The 24,793-nt window shown below is 72.0% G+C and carries 20 protein-coding genes; 12 read left to right on the top strand and 8 right to left on the bottom strand.

Annotated features, from left to right (window positions below):
- Positions 1–59 precede the first annotated feature (59 nt).
- Positions 60–938: a 16S rRNA (cytidine(1402)-2'-O)-methyltransferase gene (gene rsmI, locus VLJ82_RS02920; protein ID WP_408661821.1), complete on the bottom strand. Its 879-nt coding sequence runs from the start codon at positions 936–938 to the stop codon at positions 60–62.
- A 39-nt stretch (positions 939–977) separates the two neighbouring features.
- Between rsmI and VLJ82_RS02915 the strand changes: the two genes are divergently transcribed.
- Both VLJ82_RS02915 and VLJ82_RS02910 read left to right on the top strand, forming a co-directional pair.
- Positions 978–2,603, top strand: coding sequence for a dolichyl-phosphate-mannose--protein mannosyltransferase (locus tag VLJ82_RS02915; protein ID WP_408661820.1), 1,626 nt, complete (start codon positions 978–980; stop codon positions 2,601–2,603).
- Positions 2,604–2,611: 8 nt separating this feature from the next.
- On the top strand, positions 2,612–3,643 hold the full coding sequence (locus tag VLJ82_RS02910) for an NAD-dependent epimerase/dehydratase family protein (protein WP_408661819.1): 1,032 nt from the start codon (positions 2,612–2,614) through the stop codon (positions 3,641–3,643).
- Positions 3,644–3,720: 77 nt separating this feature from the next.
- On the opposite strand, the gene VLJ82_RS02905 is transcribed toward VLJ82_RS02910, so the two are convergent.
- Positions 3,721–4,839, bottom strand: a complete 1,119-nt coding sequence (locus tag VLJ82_RS02905; RefSeq protein WP_408661818.1) for a sensor histidine kinase — start codon at positions 4,837–4,839, stop codon at positions 3,721–3,723.
- Complete coding sequence (locus tag VLJ82_RS02900; protein WP_408661872.1) at positions 4,836–5,501, bottom strand: response regulator transcription factor; 666 nt, start codon at positions 5,499–5,501, stop codon at positions 4,836–4,838. Before VLJ82_RS02900 ends, VLJ82_RS02905 begins: the two co-directional genes overlap by 4 nt.
- A 98-nt stretch (positions 5,502–5,599) precedes the next feature.
- Here VLJ82_RS02900 and VLJ82_RS02895 point away from each other — a divergent pair, with 98 nt between their 5' ends.
- The 3 genes from VLJ82_RS02895 to VLJ82_RS02885 are packed head-to-tail and all read left to right on the top strand — an operon-like array spanning position 5,600 to position 7,583.
- Positions 5,600–6,268: a glycosyltransferase family 2 protein gene (locus VLJ82_RS02895; protein ID WP_408661817.1), complete on the top strand. Its 669-nt coding sequence runs from the start codon at positions 5,600–5,602 to the stop codon at positions 6,266–6,268.
- The gene (locus VLJ82_RS02890) at positions 6,265–6,936 is read left to right on the top strand and encodes a TIGR04282 family arsenosugar biosynthesis glycosyltransferase (RefSeq protein ID WP_408661816.1); all 672 of its coding nucleotides are present in this window, start codon (positions 6,265–6,267) and stop codon (positions 6,934–6,936) included. The genes VLJ82_RS02895 and VLJ82_RS02890 overlap by 4 nt, the downstream gene beginning before the upstream one ends.
- The gene (locus VLJ82_RS02885; RefSeq protein ID WP_408661815.1) at positions 6,933–7,583 is read left to right on the top strand and encodes a class I SAM-dependent methyltransferase; all 651 of its coding nucleotides are present in this window, start codon (positions 6,933–6,935) and stop codon (positions 7,581–7,583) included. The genes VLJ82_RS02890 and VLJ82_RS02885 overlap by 4 nt, the downstream gene beginning before the upstream one ends.
- Here VLJ82_RS02885 and VLJ82_RS02880 read toward each other — a convergent pair.
- Entirely contained in the window at positions 7,508–7,960 is a 453-nt protein-coding gene (locus tag VLJ82_RS02880) for a hypothetical protein (protein WP_408661814.1), read from the bottom strand. The genes VLJ82_RS02885 and VLJ82_RS02880 overlap by 76 nt on opposite strands.
- Positions 7,957–9,174, bottom strand: a complete 1,218-nt coding sequence (locus tag VLJ82_RS02875) for a molybdopterin-dependent oxidoreductase (RefSeq protein ID WP_408661813.1) — start codon at positions 9,172–9,174, stop codon at positions 7,957–7,959. The genes VLJ82_RS02880 and VLJ82_RS02875 overlap by 4 nt, the downstream gene beginning before the upstream one ends.
- Before the next feature lie 105 nt (positions 9,175–9,279).
- Between VLJ82_RS02875 and VLJ82_RS02870 the strand changes: the two genes are divergently transcribed.
- Together VLJ82_RS02870 and VLJ82_RS02865 are read left to right on the top strand one after the other, a co-directional pair.
- Positions 9,280–10,677: a glycosyltransferase 87 family protein gene (locus VLJ82_RS02870; protein ID WP_408661812.1), complete on the top strand. Its 1,398-nt coding sequence runs from the start codon at positions 9,280–9,282 to the stop codon at positions 10,675–10,677.
- Between the two features lie 3 nt (positions 10,678–10,680).
- Positions 10,681–11,181, top strand: a complete 501-nt coding sequence (locus VLJ82_RS02865; protein WP_408661811.1) for a general stress protein — start codon at positions 10,681–10,683, stop codon at positions 11,179–11,181.
- A 7-nt stretch (positions 11,182–11,188) separates the two neighbouring features.
- Here the strand turns inward: VLJ82_RS02865 and VLJ82_RS02860 are convergent, their stop codons facing one another.
- Positions 11,189–12,361: a saccharopine dehydrogenase family protein gene (locus VLJ82_RS02860; protein ID WP_408661810.1), complete on the bottom strand. Its 1,173-nt coding sequence runs from the start codon at positions 12,359–12,361 to the stop codon at positions 11,189–11,191.
- A gap of 365 nt (positions 12,362–12,726) precedes the next feature.
- Between VLJ82_RS02860 and VLJ82_RS02855 the strand changes: the two genes are divergently transcribed.
- The 3 genes from VLJ82_RS02855 to VLJ82_RS02845 all read left to right on the top strand — a co-directional run bounded on the left by VLJ82_RS02855 (position 12,727) and on the right by VLJ82_RS02845 (position 17,572).
- Positions 12,727–14,121, top strand: a complete 1,395-nt coding sequence (locus tag VLJ82_RS02855; protein WP_408661809.1) for a hypothetical protein — start codon at positions 12,727–12,729, stop codon at positions 14,119–14,121.
- A 113-nt stretch (positions 14,122–14,234) separates the two neighbouring features.
- A complete protein-coding gene (locus tag VLJ82_RS02850; protein WP_408661808.1) occupies positions 14,235–15,968 on the top strand; it encodes a GTPase in 1,734 nt (577 codons plus the stop codon).
- The gene (locus tag VLJ82_RS02845) at positions 15,965–17,572 is read left to right on the top strand and encodes a GTPase (RefSeq protein ID WP_408661807.1); all 1,608 of its coding nucleotides are present in this window, start codon (positions 15,965–15,967) and stop codon (positions 17,570–17,572) included. Before VLJ82_RS02850 ends, VLJ82_RS02845 begins: the two co-directional genes overlap by 4 nt.
- A 71-nt stretch (positions 17,573–17,643) precedes the next feature.
- Here VLJ82_RS02845 and VLJ82_RS02840 read toward each other — a convergent pair whose 3' ends face one another.
- Together VLJ82_RS02840 and VLJ82_RS02835 are read right to left on the bottom strand one after the other, a co-directional pair.
- The gene (locus tag VLJ82_RS02840) at positions 17,644–20,304 is read right to left on the bottom strand and encodes a hypothetical protein (protein ID WP_408661806.1); all 2,661 of its coding nucleotides are present in this window, start codon (positions 20,302–20,304) and stop codon (positions 17,644–17,646) included.
- Positions 20,301–20,675 carry a hypothetical protein gene (locus VLJ82_RS02835; protein ID WP_408661805.1) on the bottom strand — a complete coding sequence of 125 codons (375 nt, stop codon included), beginning with the start codon at positions 20,673–20,675 and terminating at the stop codon, positions 20,301–20,303. Before VLJ82_RS02835 ends, VLJ82_RS02840 begins: the two co-directional genes overlap by 4 nt.
- Before the next feature lie 573 nt (positions 20,676–21,248).
- Between VLJ82_RS02835 and VLJ82_RS02830 the strand changes: the two genes are divergently transcribed.
- Positions 21,249–22,622 carry a sialidase family protein gene (locus VLJ82_RS02830; protein ID WP_408661804.1) on the top strand — a complete coding sequence of 458 codons (1,374 nt, stop codon included), beginning with the start codon at positions 21,249–21,251 and terminating at the stop codon, positions 22,620–22,622.
- A 722-nt stretch (positions 22,623–23,344) separates the two neighbouring features.
- Positions 23,345–24,775: a sialidase family protein gene (locus tag VLJ82_RS02825; protein WP_408661803.1), complete on the top strand. Its 1,431-nt coding sequence runs from the start codon at positions 23,345–23,347 to the stop codon at positions 24,773–24,775.
- The last annotated feature ends 18 nt before the right edge of the window (positions 24,776–24,793 follow it).

Genomic DNA, 24,793 nt, shown 5'->3' with positions numbered 1-24,793 from the left:
GAACAAGCCTAGTGAGGCGGATCCATCCGGATTTCCGCACCGACCGGCGAGACCCCGGCTCAGCCGTCCCGCTTGGCCGAGACCACCGCGTCGAACACCACCCGCTTGCCGACCCCGGCGGACGCCGCCACCTCGGCGATCGCCTGCTTGCGGTCCTGGCCGGCCAGCTCGCGGGCCCTGACCTGGCCGGCCAGCTCCGCCGGATCCGGCTCGGCGGCCGCGGCGACCCGGCCGGCCACCACCAGGGTGAGCTCGCCGCGCACCTCGCCGGCCGCCCACCGGCAGAGCTCGGCCAGCGAGCCCCGGATCACCTCTTCATAGGTCTTGGTCAGCTCCCGGCACACCACCGCCGGACGCTCGCCGCCCAGCGCCTCGGCGAGGTCGGCCAGCGACTGCGCGATCCGGTGCGGCGACTCGAAGAACACCATGGTCCGGCGCTCGGCGGCGAGCTCGGCCAGCAACCGGCGCCGCTCGCCGCCCTTGCGGGGCAGGAAGCCCTCGAAGCAGAACCGGTCTACCGGCAGCCCGGACACCGCGATCGCGGTGGTGACCGCCGACGGCCCGGGCAGCGCGGTGACCGGCAGGCCCGCGGCGATCGCGGCCGCCACCAGCCGGTAGCCGGGATCGGACACCGACGGCATGCCGGCGTCGGTGACCACCAGGACGTCCTGGCCGGCCTGCAGCTCGGCGATCAGCTGGGGCACCCGGGCCTGCTCGTTGCCCTCGAAGAACGACAGCACCCGGCCGGAGACGGCGATTCCGAGGTCGGCGGCCAGCCGGTGCAGCCGCCGGGTGTCCTCGGCCGCGATCACCGCCGTGCCGGCCAGCGCGCTGGCGAACCCGGCGGAGGCGTCGCTGGCCCGGCCCAGCGGCGCGCCGGCCAGCACCAGCCGGCCCGGCTGCGGGGCAGCCGCGGACGGCGCCGGCGATCTGGTCATGGGCGGGGTTCCATACCCCGAGACCCTACGATCACTCAGGTGACCACCGCGACGCTGCCGACCGCGCGCACCGCTCCGGCACCGCAGCCGGCCCGGGTGGTCCCGGCGGCGCTGCGCGAGTGGCGGCCGGAGTCGGCGTTGCACAGCTGGCTGTGGACCCTGCTGGTCACCGCGGTGGCCGCCGGCACCCGGTTCTGGGCGCTGGGCTTTCCCGAGACCAAGAGCTTCGACGAGGTCTACTACGCCACCGAGGCGCAGGAGATGCTGCGGTACGGCTACGAGGACAACCGCGGCTACATGTTCATCGTGCACCCGCCGCTGGGGAAGTGGCTGATCGCGGTTCCGTCCTGGCTGTTCGGCGACGACGCGGTGGGCTGGCGGGTGGCCCCGGCGATCGCCGGCACCGTCAGCGTGCTGATCCTCGTCCGGCTGGCCCAGCGGATGTTGCGGTCCACGCTGCTCGGGGTGCTGGCCGGCGGGCTGCTGGCGCTGGACGGCATCTCGCTGGTGATGTCGCGGGCGGCGCTGCTCGACATCTTCCTGCAGACGTTCGTGCTGGCCGGCTTCGCGGCGCTGGTGATCGACCGCGACCAGGTCCGGGCCAGGCTGGGCAGGCTGTACGCGGCCGGCGTGGACCTGAGCTACCAGGTGCCCTCGCTCGGCCCGCGGCCGTGGCGGCTGGCCGGCGGAGTGCTGCTGGGCCTGGCGCTGGCGGTGAAGTGGAGCGCGCTGTCCTACTGGCTGGCCTTCGCGCTGCTGTCGGTGCTGTGGGACCGCGGCGCGCTCAAGAGCGCCGGCGCCGAGCAGCCGTGGCTGGCCACCTTCCGGCGCTCGGTACCGGCCGCGGTGGGCTCGCTGCTGGCGGCGCCGGTGGCCGCCTACCTGCTGAGCTGGACCGGCTGGTTCGTCGGTGAGAACTCCTGGAACCGGCACTGGGGCGACACCCATCCCGGCACCGGGCTGTTCAGCCTGCTGCCGTCCAGCCTGCGCAGCCTGCTGAACTACCACCACCAGGCCTACCTCTTCCACAGCCACCTCTACGACCCGCATGCCTACAAGGCCAATCCGTGGTCGTGGCTGGTGCTGGGCCGGCCCACCTCCTTCTACGCACCGTCCGGGGCGACCGGCTGCGGGGCGCCCACCTGCACCCGGGAGATCCTGCTGATCGGCACCCCGCTGATGTACTGGGCGTTCGTGCCGGCGCTGCTGTGGTGCCTGTGGCACTGGGCGACCACCCGGGACTGGCGGGCCGGCGCGGTGTGGCTGGCGTTCCTGGCCGGCTGGGGGGTCTGGCTGCAGAACACCCGGCGGACCGGCTTCCTGTTCTACATGACGCCGCTGATGCCGTTCCTGGTGCTGGGACTGACCCTGGCCGTCGGCACGATGCTGTCCCGGGCCGCCGAGGACGACTCCGCGGCCGGCTGGCTGCCAGCGCCGGCCCGGACGGGTGCCGGCGGTTCCGGCGGCGGGCCACGGACCGTGGGGCTGCGCGAGTGGATCGCGCTGCACGGCATTCCGCTCAGCCGGCTGGTGCGCACGGCCGCGGTGGCGCTGTGGCTGGGCGCGGTGGTCGCCGACTTCGTGTGGATGTGGCCGGTGTTCACCGGCGGCATGCTGACCAACCACGACTGGCAACTGCGGATGTGGCTGCCCGGCTGGATCTGAGGGGAACCGTGCGGATCCTGCTGACCGGCGGCGCCGGCTTCATCGGCCGGCACCTGCTCGCCGAGCTTCTCGCGCTCGGACACCAGGTCCGGGTGCTCGACTCGCTGCGGCCGGACGTGCACCGCGGCCGGACGCCGTCACTGCCGGCCGAGCTGGTCCGGGCCGACGTCCGCGACTCGGAGGCCGTCGACGGCGCGCTGCGCGATGTCGATGCGGTCTGCCACCTCGCGGCAAAGGTGGGGCTGGGGGTGGACGTGCAGGACCTGCCCGACTATGCCTCGTCCAACGATCTCGGCACCGCGGTGTTGCTGGCCGCCATGGCCCGGGCCGGCGTCGGCCGGCTGGTGCTGGCGAGTTCCATGGTGGTCTACGGCGAGGGGCTGGGCCGCTGCCCGGCGCACGCCGAGGTGCGACCCGGGCCCCGGATCGAAGCCAGCCTCGCGGCCGGGCAGTTCGAACCGCCCTGTCCGGTGTGCGGGCAGGCGCTGCTGCCGGCGCTGGTCGGCGAGGACGCCGCCCTCGACCCGCGCAATGCCTACGCCGCCAGCAAGTCGGCACAGGAGCAGCTGGCCGCGTCCTGGGCCCGGCTGACCGGCGGCCGGGTCGCGGCGATGCGCTACCACAACGTCTACGGTCCGGGGATGCCGCGGGACACCCCGTACGCCGGCGTCGCGGCGATCTTCCTGTCCGCCCTCCGCTTGGGCGAGGCCGCCCAGGTGTTCGAGGACGGCGGCCAGCGCCGCGATTTCGTCCACGTGCGCGACATCGCCGCGGCCACGGCGGCGGCGGTGCAGGCCCCGGTGGCAGCCGGGACGCTACGGGCCTACAACGTCGGCTCGGGCACCCCGCGCACCGTCGGCGAGATGGCCGCCGCGCTCAGCCGGGCCGTCGCCGGGCCGGCCCCGCGGATCACCGGCGCCTACCGGCTGGGCGACGTCCGGCACGTCACTGCCGATTCCACTCGGCTGCGCACCGAGCTCGGCTGGCGTCCCACGGTGGACTTCGCCGACGGCATCGACGAACTCGCCCGCGTGCTCTAGGCGTCGCTGCCGGCCGGTCGACGCGGCTGGTCTCCCGGCGGGCTGACCTCGCGGTAACTCAAGGGAGCGGCAGCCGGTCAGGCCACCACGGGCAGCTGGATCACGAAGGAGCAGCCGCCCGCCACGTTCTCCACCCGGACGGTGCCGTCATGTGCCTCGATGATGCCGCGGGTGATGGCCAGCCCCAACCCGGCGCCGGCCGGGTTGGCCAGATGCGGGGTACGGGCCGCCTCGCCGCGGAAGCCGACCTCGAAGACTCGCGGTAGCTCCGGGTGCGGGATGCCGCCGCACTCGTCGCGGACCGCCACCTCGGCCATCTCGCAGTCCGCCCGCACCCGGACGTCCACCGTGCCGTCCACCCGGGTGTGGCGAATGGCGTTGGCCACCAGGTTGGTCAGCGCCCGGTTGAGCTCGGGCCCGTTGCCGGTGACCGTGGCGATGCCCTCGGCCCGTCCCACCAGCCGGACCCGCTGGGCGGCGGCCAGCGGCTCCAGCGCGGCCACGCAGTCAGAGATCAGGTCGTCCAGGGAGATCTGCTCGACCTGCCCGGCGAGAGTCCCGGACTGGATGCGCGACAGTTCGAACAGGTCCTCGACCATCGTCGAGAGCCGGTCCACCTCGACGCGGATCTGCTTGTAGTAGGTCTCCGGAGCGGCGACCACGCCGTCCTCCAGGGCTTCGGACATGGCCCGCAACCCGGCCAGCGGGGTACGCAGATCGTGACTGACCCAGGCCACCAGGTCCCGGCGCGCGGTTTCCAGGGCACGCTCCCGATCCCGCGACTCGGCCAGCCTGGCCGCGGTCTCGGTGAGTTCGGCGCGCAACCGCTCGACCTGCGGAAAGGACAGCCGGGCCGTGCCCGGGGGCCGGCCGGCGGCCAGGTCGGCGATCGCCTGGCTGAGTGTCCGGCTGTCCTTGGTGAAGCGGCGGGTCGCGGCGGCCGCCGCCGCCGCGGCCACCAGTCCCGCGATCAACGAGGTCGAGATCGCCATCGGCGCGACGCTGCTGGACAGCAGCATCTCGTGCACGCTGCCGACCAGCGCCGCGATCGAGGCCACCGTCGCGATGATCACGATCGAGGCCATCGTCCACGACACCGAACGGCGCTGCAGCGGATAGCTGGCCAGCCAGACGAGCAGGCCGCCGGTGGCTGCCCAGCCCAGGCCGATCAGCAGGCTGGACAGGGTGGGGTTCATGCCCGCTCCAGCCGGTAGCCGATTCCCCATACCGTCTGGATGAGGGTCGGGTTCCGCGGGTCGGCCTCGACCTTCTCCCGCAGCCTGCGCACGTGCACCGTCACCGTCGACTGGTCCCCGAAGGTCCAGCCCCAGACCTGGCGCATCAGGTCTGCCCGGCTGAACGCCTGCCCGGGATGGGCCATCAGGAAGGCGAGCAGGTCGAGCTCCCGGTTGGTCAGGACGAGCTCGCGACCGTCCCTGCTGGCGCGACGGGCCAGCGGATCGAGCGTGACCAGGCCCGCCACCAGCGGCTGGCCGGAGTCGGCGGACAGGCCACCGCGCCGCAGCAGCGCATCCACTCGCAGTACCAGCTCGCGGGGTGAGAACGGCTTGGTCACGTAGTCGTCGGCCCCCACCTCGAGACCGGCTATCCGGTCCTCTGCCTCGCCCAGCGCCGTCAGCATCAGCACCCGCAGGTCGGGGTGTTCGGCCCGCACCCGGCGGCACACCTCGATGCCGTCCACGCCGGGCAGCATCAGGTCCAGCAACATCAGGTCCGGCGGCATCACCTGCACCTGGGCCAGGGCGTCCGCGCCGTTGCTGACATGCCGGATGCGGTGCCCGGCCCGTTCCAGGTAACCGATCACCACCTCGGCCAGCGTCGCGTCGTCATCGACCATCAGGACCTGCGCCACCACGTGATCCTAGAGGCGGATCGGCCCGACGGCGGCGGGAGTTCCGCGGACGGTAAGAAAGTCGCAGGTCCGTTTTGCGTAGCGTGAGTCCGGTGACCGACGCTGAGGTGGACATCGTCCTGCCGTGCCTGAACGAGGCCGCGGCGCTGCCCTGGGTGCTCGACCGGATCCCGGCCGGCATGCGAGCCATCGTGGTCGACAACGGCAGCAGCGACGGATCGGCCGAGGTCGCACGGGCCGGCGGCGCGCTGGTGGTCGAGTGCCGGCAACGCGGTTACGGCGCTGCCTGCCACGCCGGAGCACAGGCGGCGACGGCCGAGCTGGTGGCCTTCTGTGACTGCGACGCCACCATCGACCCCGGCGCGATCGCGGCGATGGCACGGATGATCCTCGACGGGCAGGCCGAGCTGGTGGTGGGCCGGCGCCGACCCGCCACGCTGCGGGCCTGGCCGGTGCATGCCCGGCTGGCCAACCGGGAACTGGCCCGCCGGGTGCGGCGGCGCACCGGTGCCCGGTTGTCGGACCTCGGACCGGTGCGGGTGGCGCGGCGGGAGCCTTACCTGGCGCTGGGCATCTCCGACCGCCGGGCCGGCTACCCGGCCGAGACGGTGGTCCGGGCCGCCGACGCCGGCTGGCGGATCGTCCAGTCCGACGTGGTCTACCTGCCGCGCGCGGGTCGTTCGAAGGTCACCGGAACGGTGCGCGGGACGGTGCGCGCGATCCGTGACATGTCGGCCGTGCTGTCGCGATGACAGCTGCGATGCCACTCGGCACGGTGATCGTGCTGGCCAAGCAACCGCTGCCCGGACGGGCCAAGACCCGCCTGACGCCGCCGCTGCGACCCGACCAGGCGGCCCGGGTGGCCGCCGGCGCGCTGACCGACACCCTGGCGGCGGCCGCCGGGGTGGCCGCCGGGCGGCACCTGCTGGCGTTCGAGGGCGACCCGGCCGAGTGGTTGCCGGCCGGCTGGCGATACACCGGCCAACCCGACGGGGCACTCGACGTCCGGCTGGTCGCCGCGTTCGCCGCGGCCGACCCGCGACGCCCGGCGGTGCTGGTCGGCATGGACACCCCGCAGTGTCGCCCCGAGCACCTCACGGCGTTCAATCCGGTGCGCTACGACGCCTGCCTCGGCCCGGCCGTCGACGGCGGCTACTGGGCCATCGGCTTTCGCGACCCCGCCGCGGCCGCTTCGACCATCCGGGGGGTGCCGATGTCGACGGGCGAGACCGGCTCCGTCCAACTGGCCCGGCTGCGCGAGGCAGGGCTGCGGGTGCAGCTGCTCGACGTGCTCAGCGACTTCGACACCTTCGACGCGGCCTGCGAGATCCTCGACCAGGCGCCGGATGGCGCGTTCGCGCGTGCCATGCGCGACGTGCGGGTCGAGCTGGCACCGGCGCGGCCGGGAAGCCGGCCGTGAACGACGGGGCACTGCGGCCCTACGAGCAGTCGCTGCGGGCCGCCGGCCGGCTGGCGCTGGTCGACGACGGCGGCCGGCAGGTCAGCCTGGACGTGGCCCGCTGGCTGGACTCTGCCGACCCGGCCGACGACACCGTGCTGGCGCGCTGCGCCGGCCCGGTGCTGGATGTCGGCTGCGGCCCGGGCCGGCTGGTTCGCGCGCTGTCCGAGCGCGGCATCGCCTGCCTGGGCCTCGATATCGCCGAGACCGCGGTCTGGATCACCCGCGGCCGGGGCGCGCCCGCACTGCTGCGCAACGTGTTCGCGCCGGTTCCCGGCGAGGGCCGCTGGCCGACCGTGCTGCTGATGGACGGCAACGTGGGAATCGGCGGAAACCCGCGCCGGCTGCTGGCCCGGATCGCCCGGTTGCTCGCCGCGGACGGCCGGTTGATCGTCGAGGCCGACCCGGACCCGGCGCTGGACCTGACGTCCACGGTGCGCTTCCTGATCGAGGGCACCCCGGTCGGGCCGTCCTTCGAATGGGCCGAGGTCGGCCTGGCTGCGCTGTACCGGCACGCCGAACAGGCCGGCCTCTACCCGGTCGACGTCTGGTCGGCCGGCGGGCGGGCCTTCACCACCCTGGTCTCGCGCCTGACCCTGACCAGGTAGGCGGTCGCCGTGACCGCGGCGATGCAGGCTGCGATGATCAGGAGATTGACGAGGTAATCCCGCTCCAACAGAGCCTGGCCGGGCTGCGACCTCCCCCGTCGGTAGATCAGCGGTGCGGCGACCAGCGACACCAGGCCGGCGGTGATCAGGCCGCCCTGCAGGTAACCCCGTGCCCGGCCGGGCACGAACCTGGCCAGCAGCCAGCCGATCCCGACGACCAGCCAGGACAGGATCCCGTCGTGCAGGACCAGCGCCGCGGCGAGCCAGATGCCCAGCTGCTCGGGCTGGGTGGCGGCCGAGAACTCGAAGATCCGCCAACTCCCGTACCCCAGCAGGGCGATCCCGAGCCCACCGAGCAGCCAGCGAGCGGTTGTCACCGCCCCACCGCGATCCCGCTGAGCCATTTGGTGTTGAACACCCCGGCCCGGTTGGGTGCGATCAGCCGCAGCGGGTAGCCGTGATCGAGCGTCAGCCGCTGGCCGTTGAGGTGCGTCGCGAGCAGGGCGGCCCGCAGCTGCGGACCGGAGATGGCCGAACGCCGGAAGGGTCCATCGGCCTCCAGCGAGGTCAGCACCACCCGGGAGTCGGCGGTGCCGCCGGCCCTCGTCACCAGTTCCATCAGCTCGATGCCGATCCACCGGGCACCGGCGCTCCAGCCCTCGACGCAGGCGATCGGCAGGGACCGGTGCACGCCGGACATTGCCTCCAGCTCGGCCAGCGTCAGGTCGAACGGCGTGCGCCCGCTGATCTGCAGCCGGTAGGTCGCAGCGGTCGCGAGCTGTCGCACGTCGGCCTGGGCCGCGGTGCGATTGATCGGCACGCCGAGCGGTCCGCGCTGCGGTTCCCGCACCCCGAGCAGGGCCACCGACCGCAGCGGGGTCAGGCTCTGCCCGGCCGTCGTCAGGGCGACGATGCCGGCACCCGCCCCGCTGGCGATCAGGACGCCCCGCCTGCTGATCCCACCGGCCGGCTGGGCATCCGGTGCAGTCGGTGTGTCGGATGCGGTGTCGGACGCCGGCGGCTGATCGAGGGCGGTATCGGCCAGGCCGCGCCGGATGACCGGCAGCTTGACCGCGATGTGCAGCAGCAGCGAGCCGAGCACCACCCAGGCCAGCCAGTGGTGCACGTCGATGAAGGAGAACCGCCACGGATACCAGGTCAGGATGTTCAGCAGGCCGATGCCGACCTCGACCAGCGACGCGCTGACCAGGACGGCGACGCTCAGCCGCTCCAGCGCGTGCACCACCGAACGCGCCGGTGGCCATTGAAACAGCTTGGGAAACACCGACCACAGCTTGGTGATCAGCAGCGGAATGGACACCAGGCCGGTGATGACGTGGATGCCCTGGCTGAGCCGGTATCCCCACACCGGCGCGGCCGGGATCGGGAGCCAGGCCCACGGGGCGTACTGGTAATGGCTGAGCAGGCCGGTTGCGAAGCACAGGCCGAAGGCGACGCCGAGCACCGAGCCGACCCGGGCGGTGACCGCCTCGGACCGCAGGCGTGCGGAGAAGGCCGGCCAGAACGGCGGCTTGCGCGCCAGCAGCATCCCCAGCCGGGGCGCTGTCTTTGCCTTCGCCGACCTGCCCATGGCTGCCAGTCTGGGGCACGGACACCGGTTCGGTGCCTTACGAGATGAGGAACGCCGGTACCCGTTCCCGGCACCCTGCAACACCCGGCTGGCAGGCTGGGCCAGGTGACAGCGGCACCGACCACCAGACCGCGCAGGCGGCTGCTCGGTGCCGGGCTGCTGACCGCGCTCGGCCTGCTGGTCGGCCTGTACGGCTACCTCGCGTTCGACTCCGGGTTGGCACACCGGGTGCTGTGGCAACAGGCGGTCACTCTCGGGCCGTACCTGCTCGCGGTGGCGCTGCTGTTCCGGCTTCGGCTGGCCGCTCGGCCGGCGCTGTGGTTGATCCTCGGGGTGGCATCCGTTCTGCAGGTCCTCGCGCTGTGCACGCCGCCCGGTTCCTCCGATGACGACTACCGCTACCTCTGGGACGCCAAGGTGCAGTCGGCCGGCATCGATCCCTATCGCTACCCGGCCGCGGCACCGGAGCTGGAACACCTGCGTACCCCGTTCTTCTTTCCCGACAAGGCGCACTGCGCCTGGCCGGTCGACGGCGGCACCGGCTGCAGCGCGATCAACCGGCCCGAGGTGCGCACGGTGTACCCGCCGGTCGCCGAGGCCGCCTTCGTCCTGGTCCGGCTGGTCTCGCTGGGCGGCCACGGCGGACACCTGCCGATCCAACTGGCGGGCGGCCTCGGTGCCGTCGCGGTGGCGTGGCTGCTGGCCCGGCGGGTGCTGGCCCGCAACCGGCCGCTCTGGCCGGTCGCGCTCTGGGCCTGGTGCCCGCTGGTGGCCACCGAGTTCGGCAACAACGCCCACATCGACTGGCTGGCGGTGCTGTGCTGCGTGCTGGCCCTCAGCTGTGAAGCGGCGCGCCGGTCGGCAATCGCCGGGCTGCTGATCGGCGCCGCCATCGCCACCAAGATCTATCCGGGCCTGGTGATCGTGTCGTTGCTGCGGCGCCGTCCGGTCCTGGTGGCCGGCTGCGCCGCCGGGCTGGTGGCGCTGTGCTACCTGCCGCACGTGCTGGCGATAGGCCCGGACGTGCTCGGCTACCTGCCCGGGTACCTGAAGGAGGAGCGCTACACCAGCGGCGGCCGGTTCCTGCTGCTCGAACCGTGGCTGCCCGACCCGCTGACCCCGTTCGTCGCGGTGCTGCTGCTCGCCGGCGCCGCGCGGTGGGTCCACCGGCACACCGACCCGGACGCACCGGAGGACTCCGCGGTGACGATGGCGGGCGTGGTGATCCTGATCAGCACGCCGTCCTACGGCTGGTACGCGCTGTTGCTGTTGGCTCTGATCGTGCTGTCGGGGGCGCTGGAATGGCTTCCGGTGGCGATCCTGCCGAGCTTCTTCTACCTGATCGACAGCGACTTCCACCTTGGAGCGAACTTCGGCTCGGCCCTCTACGGTGGCGCGCTGCTGGCCAGCCTGGGCTGGTTCGCGCTGCGCCGGTGCACCGGCGGGCTGCCAGCCGGCCGGCGGGGAGTGTCGGCATCCGGGCCGGATCGATGGCACAGTTGAGGCATGGCAATGTCACCGAATGTCTCTGCCAACATCCCGCGTCCCGGGCTCGACCTGGAGTACCCGATGTCGCTGGGGGTGTACGACAGCTACGAGCAGGCCCAGAAGGTCGTGGACTTCCTGTCCGACAACGAGTTCGAGGTCCAGAACATGGCGATCGTGGGCACCGAGCTCAAGACCGTCGAGCGGGTCACCGGACGGATCACCCGGGCCAAGGTGGCAGCCGCCGGCGCCATCTCGGGCCTATGGATGGGGCTGTTCGTCGGGCTGGCGTTCTCCATCTTCGGCGACGGCAACCAGCTGGGCTTCCTGATCAGCACGCCGATCTTCGGGGCGATCTTCGGGCTGATCTGGAGCCAGATCGGCTTCACCGCGGTGACCCGGGGCGGCACCCGGGACTTCTCCTCGGTCAGCCAGGTGGTGGCCACCAAGTACGAGGTGCTGGTCGAGCACCGCTTCGCCGAGCGGGCCCGGGAGCTGCTGGCCACCATGCAGGTGCGCTGAGCCGGCGCTAGCCGGACTGCTCCAGCACCCGGAACGCTATCCCGGCCCGCACCAGCCGGTCGATCAGCGGCTGGCCCGTCGCCACCGCCGGGGTCAGCTGGCCGGCGGCTGGCGGCAGGTCGTCGAAGGCCACGCACAGCGCCGCCTCGGCGAGCATCTTGGCGGTCTCGTCGTATCCCGGCTCGCCGCCGGCCACCTCGGTGACCACCCGGCGGGCACCGGCGGTGGCGGTGAACCGCACCCGGAACCAGCCGGCGGCCCGCTGCTCGGCCGTCGGCCCGGTGCCGGGCCGGAAGCGGCTCAGCAGCAACCGGCGGGTCGGCGGCAGCTGTGCCATGCCGGCCAGCGCGGCGACGCCGAGCACGCCGCCCACCGCGACCGGCAGGCGGCGCACGCCGGCGTAGTGCGAGTAGCGGAAGTCAGGCCCGTAGCGCGGCAGCGCCCGGCCCGAGCGGGCCACCACCTGGGCGTCGATGGTGGGCAACGGCAGCAGCCACAGCCCGTTCTCCCGGCGAGGCGGGGTGCGGACCGCCCGCGAACGCCGGTCGGCCGGCCGCGGCTCCAGTTCCCGGCGGGCCCGGGCGGCCGCGGCCGAGTTCTGCAGCCGGGACAGCGCGGTGACAGCTGAGTGGACGGTGCCGGCCGACGGCCGCCCGCCGGCCCGCAGCACGCCCTCGACGGTGATCGGCACGTCGTCGGGCAGCAGGCCGACGGTGAAGAAGACGCCCAGGTCGTGCGGGATCGAGTCGAAGCCGCAGCAGTGGATCAACCGGGCACCCGAATCCAGCGCCCGCCGGTGGTGGGCGGCATACATCCGGTCGACGAACTCCGGCTCGCCGGTCAGGTCGAGGTAGTCGGTGCCGGCCGCCGCGCAGGCCGCCACCAGCGGCTCGCCGTATCGGAGGTAGGGGCCGACGGTGCTGATCACCACCCTGCTGTCGGCGGCCACCGCGGCCAGCGTCGCCGGGTCCCCGGCGTCCGCGGCCAGCAGCGGCAGCTCCGCCAGTGCCGGATCGACGCCGGCCAGCTCGTCGCGGACCGCTGCCAGCCTGGCCGCGTTGCGGCCGGCCAGCGCCCACCGGCAACCCGCCGGGGCATGCCGGGCCAGGTAGTGCGCGGTCAGCCGGCCGGTGAAGCCGGTGGCGCCGAACAGGACGATGTCGTAACCGCGTTCAGCCACCGGGCCGCTCCCTGATCTCGCCCTGCCGGAGGACCGGACGTCCTCCCGACAGGAAGTGTGCCGGGCCGCGACACCCGGGTTGCGGCCGGTGCGGCGCCGGAACTCCAGGCCCTTATCCGGCGAACAGCTTAAAAATCATTCTCACAGGGTATTGCCCGTTAAATTGGATAAGCCTAGTGTGTGGCTTCCACCCGCATCGCGCACACCGTCGGACCCGCCGTTTCCGCCGACATTCGCCGTATCACCCACCTCGTACCGCATTTTCCTTCTCTCTTCGGCCTGCCCAGGCCTGCTTTGCCCTGTCGCCTCTCCCCGCGCGGCGGCACCGCTCATCCAGACAGCGGGGCAGTCACTCGGGGGTCAGAATGCAGTCACACCAGAGCCTTACCGCCGGCTATCTCGAGGCGTGCGCCGCCGCCGGGGTGCAAGCCGGCGAGATCACCAGCACCGTCGCCGACAGCGTCACCGCCACCAGTTACGGCGCCCGGGCGCTGACCCGCCCGGTGTTCCTCGGTGCCGCCGAGCACCGCCAGCTGACCGAGGACCTGGGCAACATCCACGACGCGGTGGCCGCCATTCCGGCCCGGGTCTTCGACGGGGACCTGGCACGCTTCGGCCAGGCCGTCGGAATGAGCGAGCGGCAGCTGGCGGCGGTGCTGCGCAGCCACCGCGCGGTGCCGCCCCGGCTGTCCCGCGCGGACCTGGCCATGAGCGAGTCCGGGTTCAGGCTGATGGAACTCAACATGGGCAGCACCATCGCCGGCTTCGACAACGGGTTCCTCAACGAGGGCATGCTGCGGAATCCGTTCATCGCGCGGTTCGTCACCGAGCACGGCCTCGGCTACCTCGACACCGTCGCCGAGCTCGCCGCCACCATCCGGGCCGAGTGCCAGGTGCCCGAGGGCACCCGCCCGATGATGGCCATCGTGGACTGGCCGGACAGCTACCTGACCCTGGAACCGCAGTTGCGCAAGAGCTCGGAGCTGCTCGCCCGGCACGAGCTGGACCCGCAGCCCTGCCACATCGGCCAGCTGCGCTTCGCCGACGGCGCGGTGTGGCTGGGCGAGCGGCGGATCGACATCATCTACCGGCTGTTCACCATGACCGACTGGCTGGACGAGACCGGTCCCGCGCTGATCGAGCCGGTGCTGGACGCCGTCGCGCGGGGCGAGGTGAAGATCTTCACGCCGATGGAGGTCTACCTCTACGGCAGCAAGGGCTCGCTGGCGATCCTGTCGGACGAGGCCAACCGGCACCTGCTCAGCGAGGCCCAGCGGCAGAGCATCGACCGGCTGTTGCCGTGGACCAGGATGCTGCGGCCCGGGCCGGTCACCGTCGACGGCGAGCGGGTCGACCTCGAGCGCTACGTCCTCACCCACCAGGACGAGCTGATCCTCAAGCCGACTTTGCTCTATGCCGGCAAGGGAATCGTGCCGGGATGGCTGACCGCTCCGGACGACTGGCGGGAGCAGATCGCGGCGGCGATGGGCGGCCCGTTCCTGGTCCAGCACCGGATTCGCCCGGTGGTCGAATGGTTCCCGTCCGAGGACGGGCTCGCGCCGTGGACGCTGGTGTGGGCGGCCTTCACCATGGCCCGCGGCGCCGGCGGCATGTACATCCGCGGCGCCCGGGGCACGGTGTCCGGCGTGGTCAACATCGCCATGGGGGCGACCGGCACCTGCTGCTTCGTCGCCGGGGGCGCCGGCAGCGACCCGGCTCCGTCGGCGATGCCCGTCGCTGAGGCAGCCGTCGCCGGCTGAGCCCCGGGTCCGGAAAGCCGCGTCGCCCGGCCGGCGCGGAAGATGACGGCATCGGGGCCTGCATGGCAGGGTTGCACCGTGACCCTGTCCGCCTACCCGCTGTCGCCGGGCGCATGACACGCTCCGGGCCGGGGCCGCACGCGGCGCTGCTGGCGGCGCTGCGCGAGTTGCGGGACGTGGCCGCCGGCCTGCCGCTGCACCTGCAGGCGCCGGGCGCCGCCGAGGCCCGGACCCAGCGCGACCAGCTGGTGGCCCAGCTCGACGACTACCTGATCCCCCGGCTGGAGCAGCAGGATGCTCCGCTGCTGGTGGTGATCGGCGGCTCGACCGGAGCGGGCAAGTCGACCCTGGTCAACGCGCTGGTCGGCCACCAGGTCAGCCAGGCCGGCGTGCTGCGCCCGACCACCCGCTCGCCGGTGCTGGTCTTCGCGCCGGACGACGCCGGCTGGTTCACCGGCGACCGGATCCTGCCCGGGCTGGCCCGCACCACCGGCCCGGAGCTGGCCGGCAGCCAGCCGGGCAGGTCGCTGCGGCTGGTCGCCGCACCGTCGCTGACGCCGGGCCTGGCGCTGCTGGACGCCCCCGACGTCGACTCCTTCGTCGAGGCCAACCGGGAACTGGCCGTGCAGCTGCTGGCCGCGGCCGACCTGTGGCTGTTCGTGACCACCGCCGCCCGCTACGCCGACGCGGTGCCCTGGGACCTGCTGCGGGTGGCCCGGGAGCGGGCCACCGCGCTCGCGGTGGTGCTGGACCGGGTGCCGCCGGAGGCACTCGGCGAGGTCGAGGCCCACCTGCGGCAGCTGCTGGACCGCGAGGGGCTGGGCGACGCGCCGCTGCTGGTGGTCCCGGAGGCTCAGCTGTCCGACGGCCGGCTGCCGGAAGAGGCGGTGGCCCCGGTACGGAACTGGATCGGCGCGCTGGCAGCCGACGCCGGCGCCCGGGCCGAGGTCATCCGGGCCACCCTGACCGGCGCGGTGAACAGCCTGCAGCTGCGCGGGGCGGCGCTCGCCTCGGCGATGGATGCCCAGGAGCGGGCGGCACGCGAGCTGGACCAGGCGGTGCTGAGCGCCTACGACGAGGCCCGCGCGGCGGTGGGACACGAGCTGGCCGGCGGCACCCTGCTGCGCGGCGAGGTGCTGGCCCGCTGGCAGGAGCTGGTCGGTACCGGCGAGCTGATGCGCACCCTGGAGTCGAAGATCGGCTGGGCGCGGGACCGGGTGGTGGCGGCGATCCTGGGCCGGCCGTCGGCTGCCGCGCCGGTGGAGCTGGCGCTGGAGAGCAGCCTGGAGGGCCTGCTGCGCGACGCCGCCGAGCGGGCCGCGGCTGCCGCGGCCGCCGCCTGGGCGATCCGGCCGGACGGCCGGGCGTTGCTGGCCGGCAGCCGCATCGAGCTGGACCGGGCCGGCCCGGACTTCGCCGGCCGTGCCGAGCAGGCGGTCCGGGACTGGCAGGGCGAGGTGCTGGAGCTGGTCCGGGCCGAGGGTGCCGACCGCCGGCAGCTGGCCAAGCTGGCCTCCTACGGCGTGAACGGGGCCGGCTCGGTGCTGATCGTGGCGCTGTTCGCCCAGACCGGCGGCCTGACCGGCGGTGAGATCGCGATCGCCGGTGGCACCGCCGCGCTCAGCCAGAAGGTGCTGGAGGCGATCTTCGGCGACCAGGCGGTGCGCTCGCTAGCCGCCCAGGCCCGGCAGGCGCTGCTGGCGCACGTCGACACGCTGCTGGCCGCCGAGGCGGAGCGGTACTCCCGGCTGCTGTCCGAGGTCTCCCCGCCGGCCGGCGCGACCGGCCGGTTCCGGGCTGCCGTGCAGGCCGTCGCCGCCGCCCGCGCCGCGCAGGCCGGATCGTGAGCCGGCGGCCGGCGGAGCTGGGCGCCCGGCTCGACGCGCTGGACCGGGCGGTGCAACTGGCCGGCCGGCGCTGCGAACCGGCGCTGCTGGCCCCGGCGCGGGCCCTGCTGGACCGGGCCGCGGCCCGCCGCCGGTTGTCTCCGAACAGCACCGTGGTGGCGCTGGCCGGCGGCACCGGCAGCGGCAAGTCCAGCCTGTTCAACGCGCTCACCGGCGAGCCGCTGGCCCCTACCGGAGTCCGCCGGCCCACCACCAGCCGCTCCCGGGCGGCCCGCTGGCCGGCCGCCGGCGGCGCGGCCGAGGACGAGGTCACCGAGCTGCTGGACTGGCTGGAGATCCGTGACCGGCACGTCCTCGTCCCGGGCCCGGCCGGTTCGTCGCTGGCCGGGCTGGTGCTGGTGGACCTGCCGGACTTCGACTCGACCGCCGCGGCTCACCGGGCCGAAGCCGAACGGATGACCGGCGTGGTGGACCTGCTGATCTGGGTGCTGGATCCGCAGAAGTACGCCGACGCGGCAGTGCACCGGCGCTACCTGCGCCCGCTGGCCGGGCACCGCGAGGTGATGATGGTGGTGCTCAACCAGGCCGACCGGCTGGACGTCGACGCCCTGGACGCCTGCCGCCGGGACCTCAGCCGGCTGCTGGCCGACGACGGCCTGGCCGGGGTGCCGGTGCTGGCCACCTCGGCCACCCGCGGGGACGGCCTGGCGCAGTTGCGTGCCACGCTGGCCGACCGGGTCAGCACCCGGCAGGCCGCCACCGCCCGGCTGCACGCCGACCTCGACGACGCGGTGGCCGCCCTCGAACCGCTGTGCGTCCAGGAGTCCGGGGCGGCCCGCCGGGACGCCGGCCGCAGCGAGGACCGGCTGGTCGCGGCACTGGCCGCCGCCGCCGGGGTGGGGGCGGTCGCCGATGCCGCGGGGCGCTCCTACCGGATGCGGGCGATCGCCCGCGTCGGGTGGCCGCTGACCCGGTGGCTGGCCCGGTTGCGGCCGGACCCGTTGCGCCGGCTGCACCTGGGGACCGGCTCCACCGGGCTCAGCTCGCGGCCGGAAGCCACCGGCGCGCAGCGCGCTCAGGTGTCCAACGCGGTGCGCGAACTGGTCCGCGAGCGGGCCCGCGGCCTGGCGCCGGCCTGGCAGGCCTCGGCCGCCGCGGTGCTGGAGTCCCGCCAGCAGGAGCTGCCCGGCCAGCTCGACCAGGCGATCCGGACGGCGAAGCTCTCGCAGGCCGACCGGCCGGCCTGGTGGGCGGCGGTGCGTGGGCTGCAGCTGCTCTGGCTGCTGGCTGCGGTCACCGGCCTGGTGTGGTTGGCGGTGCTGGCGGTGTTCGGCTACCTGCAGCTGCCCGGACCCAGCCTGCACCTGGGCCGGGCGCCGGTGCCGACCCTGCTGCTGCTCGGCGGGCTGCTGCTCGGGTTGGCGACGTCCGTGCTGGCCCGGCCGTTCGTGTCCGCAGGCGCCGCCCGCCGGCGCGCCCGGGCCCGTCGGTCGCTGGATGCCGGGGTGCGGCAGGTGGCCCGCGAGGGCGTGCTGGCGCCGCTGGAGGCGGAGCTGGAAACCGCTACCGCATTCTGCCGGGAGCTGTCCGCCGCCCGCCGCTGACGACCGGTCCGTACGCAGCAGGCGGGCCGTGCCCGGCGGAGTGCGGTCCTGCCGGGCCCGGCCCGTTCGAATCAGCCTCCGAACGTGCGGAGCTGGTCCTGCAGCTGGGTGTGCAGTGCCGGGTTCTGGCGAGCGCCGCCGAACAGCGCCGTCACCAGCGCCATCGGATCGCCCCCGTTCGCCAGCGCCGCGATCTGGTCGGGGGCCGGATCCCCGCCGTGGATCGACTTCCAGACATCCAGCCAGCGGGTGGGGTCGAATGTCAGCTGGTCGACCGGCGGCCGACCGGACGACGATTCCGTGCCCTGGAGCTCGACCGTCCGGCAGACGGTCATCTCGATGCCGGACGCGTCGGTGGCGCGGACGCAGAGCTCTCCGCGCAGATCGCCACCCATGGCAGTGTGCACCGTGCAGTGGTCGTTGTTCACCTCGACCCGCGTGACACCTCCCGCCAGCGGACCGTCGCCGTTATGGATCACCGACCCGTTCCAGAACCACTGGTAGGTCACCGGGGAGTGCAGCGTCACCGGGACGGCGAGGCAGGCAAGATCCCAGCTCACCTGCCAGCTGGCCTCGAACGGCCGGTCGGAGGGCATCGTCGGGCCGCGGCGTGACGAGGTGTTGAGCACCAGGCGGAGTACCGCGGGCGTGTCGAAGAGGGCGAAGCGCAGGTGCAGCCGGTGGGTGGCATCCTGCCAGGCGGCACACTTGGCGTACCGCCCCTCACCGGTGCGTACCGCGAACAGCAGCGGATGTGCCGGTTCGAGAACGTCGGTCGGAACACTGGTGGCGAACACCGAACCACCGTGGGCCGGATACGGCAGGCCCGCGACGTGCGCGAGGTGCAGGCCGGCGTAGCTGACGCCCGTCACGGTCGACATCGCCGCGCCGTGCGCGGCCTCCAGCGTCGGTGGAAGCGTGGGACGTAGCCCGTCGAGGGCCGGTGGAAGTTTCGGTCGAATGATCGGGCGAGCCACTTCGGCCCCGGACAGCGCCGCCGTCGTGCGCTGCGGCTGGTAGACGTGGACCACGCGCCACTCGATGTCGCCGCCCGGATCGTTCGCGGCCACCACGGCGCCGCGGTCGAGATCGACGCTCATGCCCGGATCGACGACGAGTTCGGAGACGTTGAGCAGGAGGTGTTGATCCGCCGGCGCCGGGGCGGTGACGTGACCGAACACCGCGAGGTCGTCGAAGTGCAGCGTGGCGGCCTCCAGGCGCCCGAACGCCTGCTGCAGCTCGGTCGGGATCACGTTCAACGCCGTCGACACGCCGTTTCCGATCGCTCCGAGGGCACCCGAGACCGTCGCGGGCAACGCGCTGTTGATCGCGTTGTTGACGGCCACGATGATGATGATTCCGACCACGATGCCGACCACGGCACCGATCGCGGCACCTACGACCACCGCAGTCGTCACGCTGACCGCCGCCGAGACGGCGGCCGCGATCGCGGCGGCGACCCAGCCGAGCGCGCCGCCGATCACCGCGCTGACGACGGCGAGAATGGCGACGATCACCACCTCGATCGCGTAGACCCACCACGCGAGATCGACCTGGACGTCGATCCGCGGAGTGCCGACGATCGGGACCACCGAGCCGCTCTGTACCTGCAGGGTGATCGGAACGTCGACGCTGGCGCGAGCCGACCAGCCGGTGTCGGAGGTCGTCATCTCCAGGTGCATCAGGAACGACTTCGCCGACGGGTTCGACCCGTCGAGCGTCACGCGCACGTCGTGCAGATGGAACTGGCGCCCGTTCATGTCCATCGACACGTCGATCCCCGACCACTCGCAGAACGGGCTCTGGTCGCCGCGCACGGGCTCGACATGGGTTCCGGGCAAACCCCGGAACTGGGGCGCGTGCTCGACGGCGCAGCAGATCGCCGAGATCAGGAAGAAGTTGTCGAAGAACAGGCCGGCGGGCTGCCCCATCGGAAGCGGCGAGGTCAACATCGAGACGTTGCCCGTCGAGGACGGCAGCAGCACCGTCGCGATCGCCAGGCACGGGTCCGTCGCGGGCGTCCCACCCGCTGCCGGGGCACCGGGCAGCAGCACCGCCCGGACGTCGCGCAGCCCGATGTTGCAGAACGCCGCCGGATCGACTGCCGGCAGGGTGAAATCGATCGGTAGCGGGAACAGTCCCGCCAACCGGTTCTGCACCAGGTCGTGGACTGAGGTGGGGATCGCGGTGGCGAGCGCGTTCGCGGTGTTGGTGACCAAGGTCGGCTGCACCGTCCCGATCCCCGTGAGGATCGCGGTCAGCTCGCTGGTGAGCCTGCTGGCGATCGTGGACGACAGGTCCGCCGGGGGGAAATCCGCGCCGAACGTGACCGTGGGGGCGGCGCTGTCGATCACGACCTGATGCACGCCACCACCCGCGGACGCGATCGTGAGACCGAGCGTCACGGTGATCGGGATCGAGACCGCCACCGGCACGTTCGCCAGCGCGCCCGGCACCACGCTACCCACCGGCAGGGACACCATCGACTGCCCGTTGACGCCCATCCGCAGGTCGCCGGTCCCGGTGCCGGTGATCGTCGCGCGGCCCGCGGCGATCGTCGCCGCCGGGGCGAGACTGAGATTGACGTCGAGTGTCGCGAAGGGCGTGTTGGGCAGCGCGAGGTTGGCGTTGCGAAGGGCGTCCCGCGCCAGCGGCTGCAGCCGGCTCTGCAAGGCCTGCCCGACAGCGGTCGACCCCAGGGCGAAGCACACGTCGAAGCCGCCGAGGCTCATGAGGCGCTCTCCTTGCGGTCGACGTTGATCGTGAGCGAGGTGAGCTTGACGTCGGGAACGTCGGCTACGGTGGCGTTCTTGGTGGCCCGCATCGCGGCGAGCTCGGTGTACAGCGCCTTCTCGTCCGGCACGATCTCGCGCAACACCCCGAGCGGGTCGGTCATCAACCGCGTTCGCTCGGCCGGATATTTCTCGAGGTAGTCCAGTACCGCGTGCTCGTGCTTGCCGAGCAGCTCACCGAGCTTGCCCGGCGGCTTGCCGCCGCGGACGTTGACGGTCAGCGTCACCTCCGGCACGAGCGGCGATCCGCCGGCCTGCTGGTACGCGTGGCGCAGGTCAGCTGCCGCGCGAATCCAGGTGTTCCTGTCCATGGGCACCCTCCTAGGGGTCAGATAGGGAGGACACACTCTCACAAGAGTGGCGCCTCCGCAGGGTGTGACAGGTGGCCCGCGAGGGCGTGCTGGCGCCGCTGGGAGGCGGAGCTGGAAACCGCTACCGCATTCTGCCGAGAGCTGGCTGCCGCCGCCGCTGATTAAGTGGCACGGTGAAACCCGAGCTTGCGCAACTTTCTTTCACATGCCGTCCGAATATTTTGTTCCGAACCATATCCCGGAGATCGTCTTGAGCAATTCTTGAAACCATGACTCGGACTCTTGACGAGTTGTCATGATCCAGGATCCTGCGGTAACACAAGGGGATCCAAGCCAGCCTGTTTGCACCGGTGCGTTGGAAATTGTCATTTCCGACCGAGCGGAAATTGCGCGAGAATTTCGCGCCGACCTCTATTTTCCGACGGCTTCGAGGAGTACGTTGCGGGCCGCCCATCTCACCCGAAGGAGCACGCCATGCATCCTATTCGATGGTCTGCGAAAGCTGCCGCACCTGTAACCGCGGCAGTGGCAGTCACCCTGTTGAATCTGCCGGCCGCACATGCGGCGGTTCCGTTGACGCAGATCATTACCGACCCGTTCACCAACAGCACCAGCCAGCACAAGACCGAGGTGGAGCCGGACACCTTCGCCTTCGGCAGCACGATGGTGGTCGCTGCCCAGAGCGGCCGGTTCAACGACGGTGGCGGGTCGGACATCGGCTACGCCACCAGCACCAACAGCGGCTCCACCTGGACCCAGGGCACCCTGCCGGGCATCACCAACAACAACGGTGGCACGGGCACCTTCCAGCGGGTCAGCGACCCGAGCGTGGCCTACGACGCCGCGCACAACGTCTGGCTGATCTCCACCGTCCCGATCACCTCGTCGGTGACCGTGCCCAACGTGTTCGTCAGCCGGTCCACCGACGGCGGCCTGACCTTCGGCAACCCGGTCACCGTGGCCTCCGGCAGCACCAGCTTCGACAAGAACTGGACCGTGTGCGACAACACCGCAGCCAGCCCGTTCTACGGCCACTGCTACACCGAGTTCGACGACAACGCCGACGGTGACCGGCTGAAGATGTCGACCTCCACCGACGGCGGCCTGACCTGGGGGCCGGCCAAGAACACTGCCAACAACGCCACGGGGCTCGGCGGCCAGCCGCTGGTGCAGGCCAACGGCACCGTGATCGTGCCGGCGGCCAACGCCTCCGAGTCCGGGATCATCGCCTTCCGCTCCACCGACGGTGGCGCCACCTGGAGCTCGACGGTGACGATCGCGGCGGTGGTTGACCACGCGGTCGCCGGCAACCTGCGTACCGGTCCGCTGCCCACCGCTGAGATCGACGCGGCCGGCAAGGTGTACGTGGCCTGGCAGGACTGCCGGTTCCGCACCGGCTGCAAGTCCAACGACATCGTGTACTCGACCTCGACCAACGGCACCACCTGGACCGCGGTCACCCGCATTCCGATCGACGCCACCAACAGCGGTGTCGACCACTTCATCCCCGGTCTCGCTGTCGACCCGAGCACCTCGGGTGCCACGGCCAAGCTCGGGCTGACCTACTACTTCTACCGGACGGCCAAGTGCGGCACGAACTGTCAGCTCGAGGTCGGCTACATCCAGTCCAACAACGGCGGCTCCACCTGGAGCGCGCACACCGACGTGGCCGGGCCGTTCAGCATCTCGCTGACCCCGAACACCACCCAGGGCCGGATGGTCGGTGACTACATCTCCACCTCGTGGATCGGCGGCAAGGCGGTCGGCGCGTTCGCGGTTGCCCAGGCACCCAGCGGCGGCTTCGCCTTCGACCAGGCGATCTACGTCCCGGCCACCGGCTTCACCGCAGCGGCGGGCTCCTTCGTGGCCACCTCCAGCGGTGACCACGCCATTCCGGGCGCGGTGGCCGACCACGCCTCGCCCAAGTCCCCGATCCGCAACCGGTAATCCCACTCCACCCTCCAGGGAGTAGACGGGCGGTCGTCGAACGCTTCCGGCGTTCGGCGGCCGCTCCGTTGTGGGGCCGGCACGCATTCATTCTCGGCAACAGCGCAATACCGGAATATGGCTGCCGGCCACCCCGCGCTATTCGGCATCGGAATTGGGACGCACCTGTTGCGGGAGCGCCGCTGAGAAATCGGCGGTGTGCCCCTCGGCTTTCGGCCGCGTAGTCCCCCTGAGGCCGCGCAGCGGCGCATCGAGTTCTTTCCTAGCTGTGGTGGACGATCGGGTCAGCAGCGTAATCGCGAGCCGGACCGGTGGTGAAATCCGAAAGCCGCTCGGAAAGCCGGCTGATCTCCGCCATGCCTGTGCCGCCGCTTGTCAAACCTGCGGTGGAACAAGGCTATCCGAGCCCGACCAGGGAGCTCGGGCCTCGGTCGGACCGGCACGCGCAGAGCATATGGAGAGCATCTTGAACATCTCTAGAGAATTCGCTCTGCTTTCGACGTTCGGCAGCGGCACTGATGTGAATATGATTTGGAATTAGCTGCTCCCTGCAGTAATGGTTGTTCCGCATACCGTACTGGATAGGTATCTCGCAGTCAGAACCTTTGCTCGGGAAAGCTATTTCCAATATGCATTGCGGCGGGTACGTTGCCTGCATTCACCCACTCTGCGAGGAGCAACCTATGCGCCTTATCCGATGGTCTTTGCGAACTACCGCGACGGTGGCCGCGTCGGCAACCGTGCTGGCCCTGAACCTGCCGGCCGCACACGCGGCGGTTCCGTTGACGCAGATCATTACCGACCCGTTCACCAACAGCACCAGCCAGCACAGGACCGAGGTCGAGCCCGATACCTTCGCCTTCGGCAGCACGATCGTGGTCGCCGCCCAGAGCGGCCGGTTCAACGACGGCGGCGGCTCCGACATCGGCTATGCGACGAGCACCGACGGCGGCACCACCTGGACCCAGGCCACGCTGCCAGGAATCACCACCAACAACGGCGGCACCGGCAGCTACCAGCGGGTCAGCGACGCCAGCGTCGCCTACGACGCCAAGCACAACGTCTGGCTGATCTCCTCGATCCCGATCACCTCCTCGGTGACCGTGCCGGTGGTGTTCGTCAGCCGGTCCACCGACGGTGGCCTCACGTTCGGCAGCCCGGTCACCGTCGCCAGTGGCAGCACCAGCTTCGACAAGAACTGGACCGTGTGCGACAACAACGCCACCAGCCCCTTCTACGGCAACTGCTACACCGAGTTCGACGACAACGCCGCCGGTGATCGGCTGAAGATGTCCACCTCGTCCGACGGCGGCCTGACCTGGGGCGCGGCCAAGAACACCGCCAACAGCGCCACCGGTCTCGGCGGCCAGCCGGTCGTGCAGCCGAACGGCACTGTGATCGTGCCGGCGTCGAACGCCAGCGAGTCCGGGATCATCGCCTTCCGCTCCACCGACGGCGGCGCCACCTGGAGCTCGACGGTGACGGTCTCGGCGGTGTCCGACCACGCGGTGGCCAACAGCCTGCGCACCGAGCCGCTGCCTTCGGCCGAGATCGACGCGGCGGGCAAGGTCTACGTGGCCTGGCAGGACTGCCGGTTCCGCACCGCGTGCCGGGCCAACGACATCGTCTACTCGACCTCGACCAACGGCACCACCTGGACCGCCGTCACCCGGGTGCCGATCGATGCCACCAACAGCGGGGTGGACCACTTCATCCCCGGCCTGGCCGTGGACCCGTCGACGTCCGGCAGCACCGCCAAGCTCGGCCTGACGTACTACTTTTACCGGACCGCGGCCTGCGGCACGAGCTGCCAGCTCGAGGTCGGCTACATCCAGTCCAACAACGGCGGCTCCACCTGGAGCGCGCACACCGACGTGGCCGGTCCGTTCGCGGTGTCGCTGACCCCGAACACCACCCAGGGCCGGATGGTCGGTGACTACATCTCCACCTCGTGGGTCGGCGGCAAGGCCGTCGGCGCGTTCGCGGTCGCCAAGACCCCGAGCGGTTCCGCCTTCGACCAGGCGATCTACGTGCCGGCCACCGGCTTCACCGCGGCGGCGGGCTCGTTCGTGGCCACCTCCAGCGGTGACCACGCCATCCCGGGCGCGGTGTCCGACCACGCCTCACCGAAGTCGCCGATCCGCAACAGCTAGCTCCCTCGGTAACACCAC

The organism is Jatrophihabitans sp., assembly GCF_035474675.1.
Classification (GTDB): Bacteria; Actinomycetota; Actinomycetes; order Mycobacteriales; family Jatrophihabitantaceae; genus Jatrophihabitans_A.
This window is presented reverse-complemented; position numbering and strand designations above follow the sequence as displayed.

Bases quoted from the DNA above. Each gene is read 5' to 3' on its own strand.
- rsmI (WP_408661821.1), bottom strand. From the start codon at position 938: ATGACCAGATCGCCGGCGCCGTCCGCGGCTGCCCCGCAGCCGGGCCGG.
- VLJ82_RS02905 (WP_408661818.1), bottom strand. From the start codon at position 4,839: ATGAACCCCACCCTGTCCAGCCTGCTGATCGGCCTGGGCTGGGCAGCC.
- VLJ82_RS02900 (WP_408661872.1), bottom strand. From the start codon at position 5,501: ATGGTCGATGACGACGCGACGCTGGCCGAGGTGGTGATCGGTTACCTG.
- VLJ82_RS02890 (WP_408661816.1), top strand. From the start codon at position 6,265: ATGACAGCTGCGATGCCACTCGGCACGGTGATCGTGCTGGCCAAGCAA.
- VLJ82_RS02875 (WP_408661813.1), bottom strand. From the start codon at position 9,174: ATGGGCAGGTCGGCGAAGGCAAAGACAGCGCCCCGGCTGGGGATGCTG.
- VLJ82_RS02865 (WP_408661811.1), top strand. From the start codon at position 10,681: ATGGCAATGTCACCGAATGTCTCTGCCAACATCCCGCGTCCCGGGCTC.
- VLJ82_RS02855 (WP_408661809.1), top strand. From the start codon at position 12,727: ATGCAGTCACACCAGAGCCTTACCGCCGGCTATCTCGAGGCGTGCGCC.
- VLJ82_RS02850 (WP_408661808.1), top strand. From the start codon at position 14,235: ATGACACGCTCCGGGCCGGGGCCGCACGCGGCGCTGCTGGCGGCGCTG.
- VLJ82_RS02840 (WP_408661806.1), bottom strand. From the start codon at position 20,304: ATGAGCCTCGGCGGCTTCGACGTGTGCTTCGCCCTGGGGTCGACCGCT.
- VLJ82_RS02835 (WP_408661805.1), bottom strand. From the start codon at position 20,675: ATGGACAGGAACACCTGGATTCGCGCGGCAGCTGACCTGCGCCACGCG.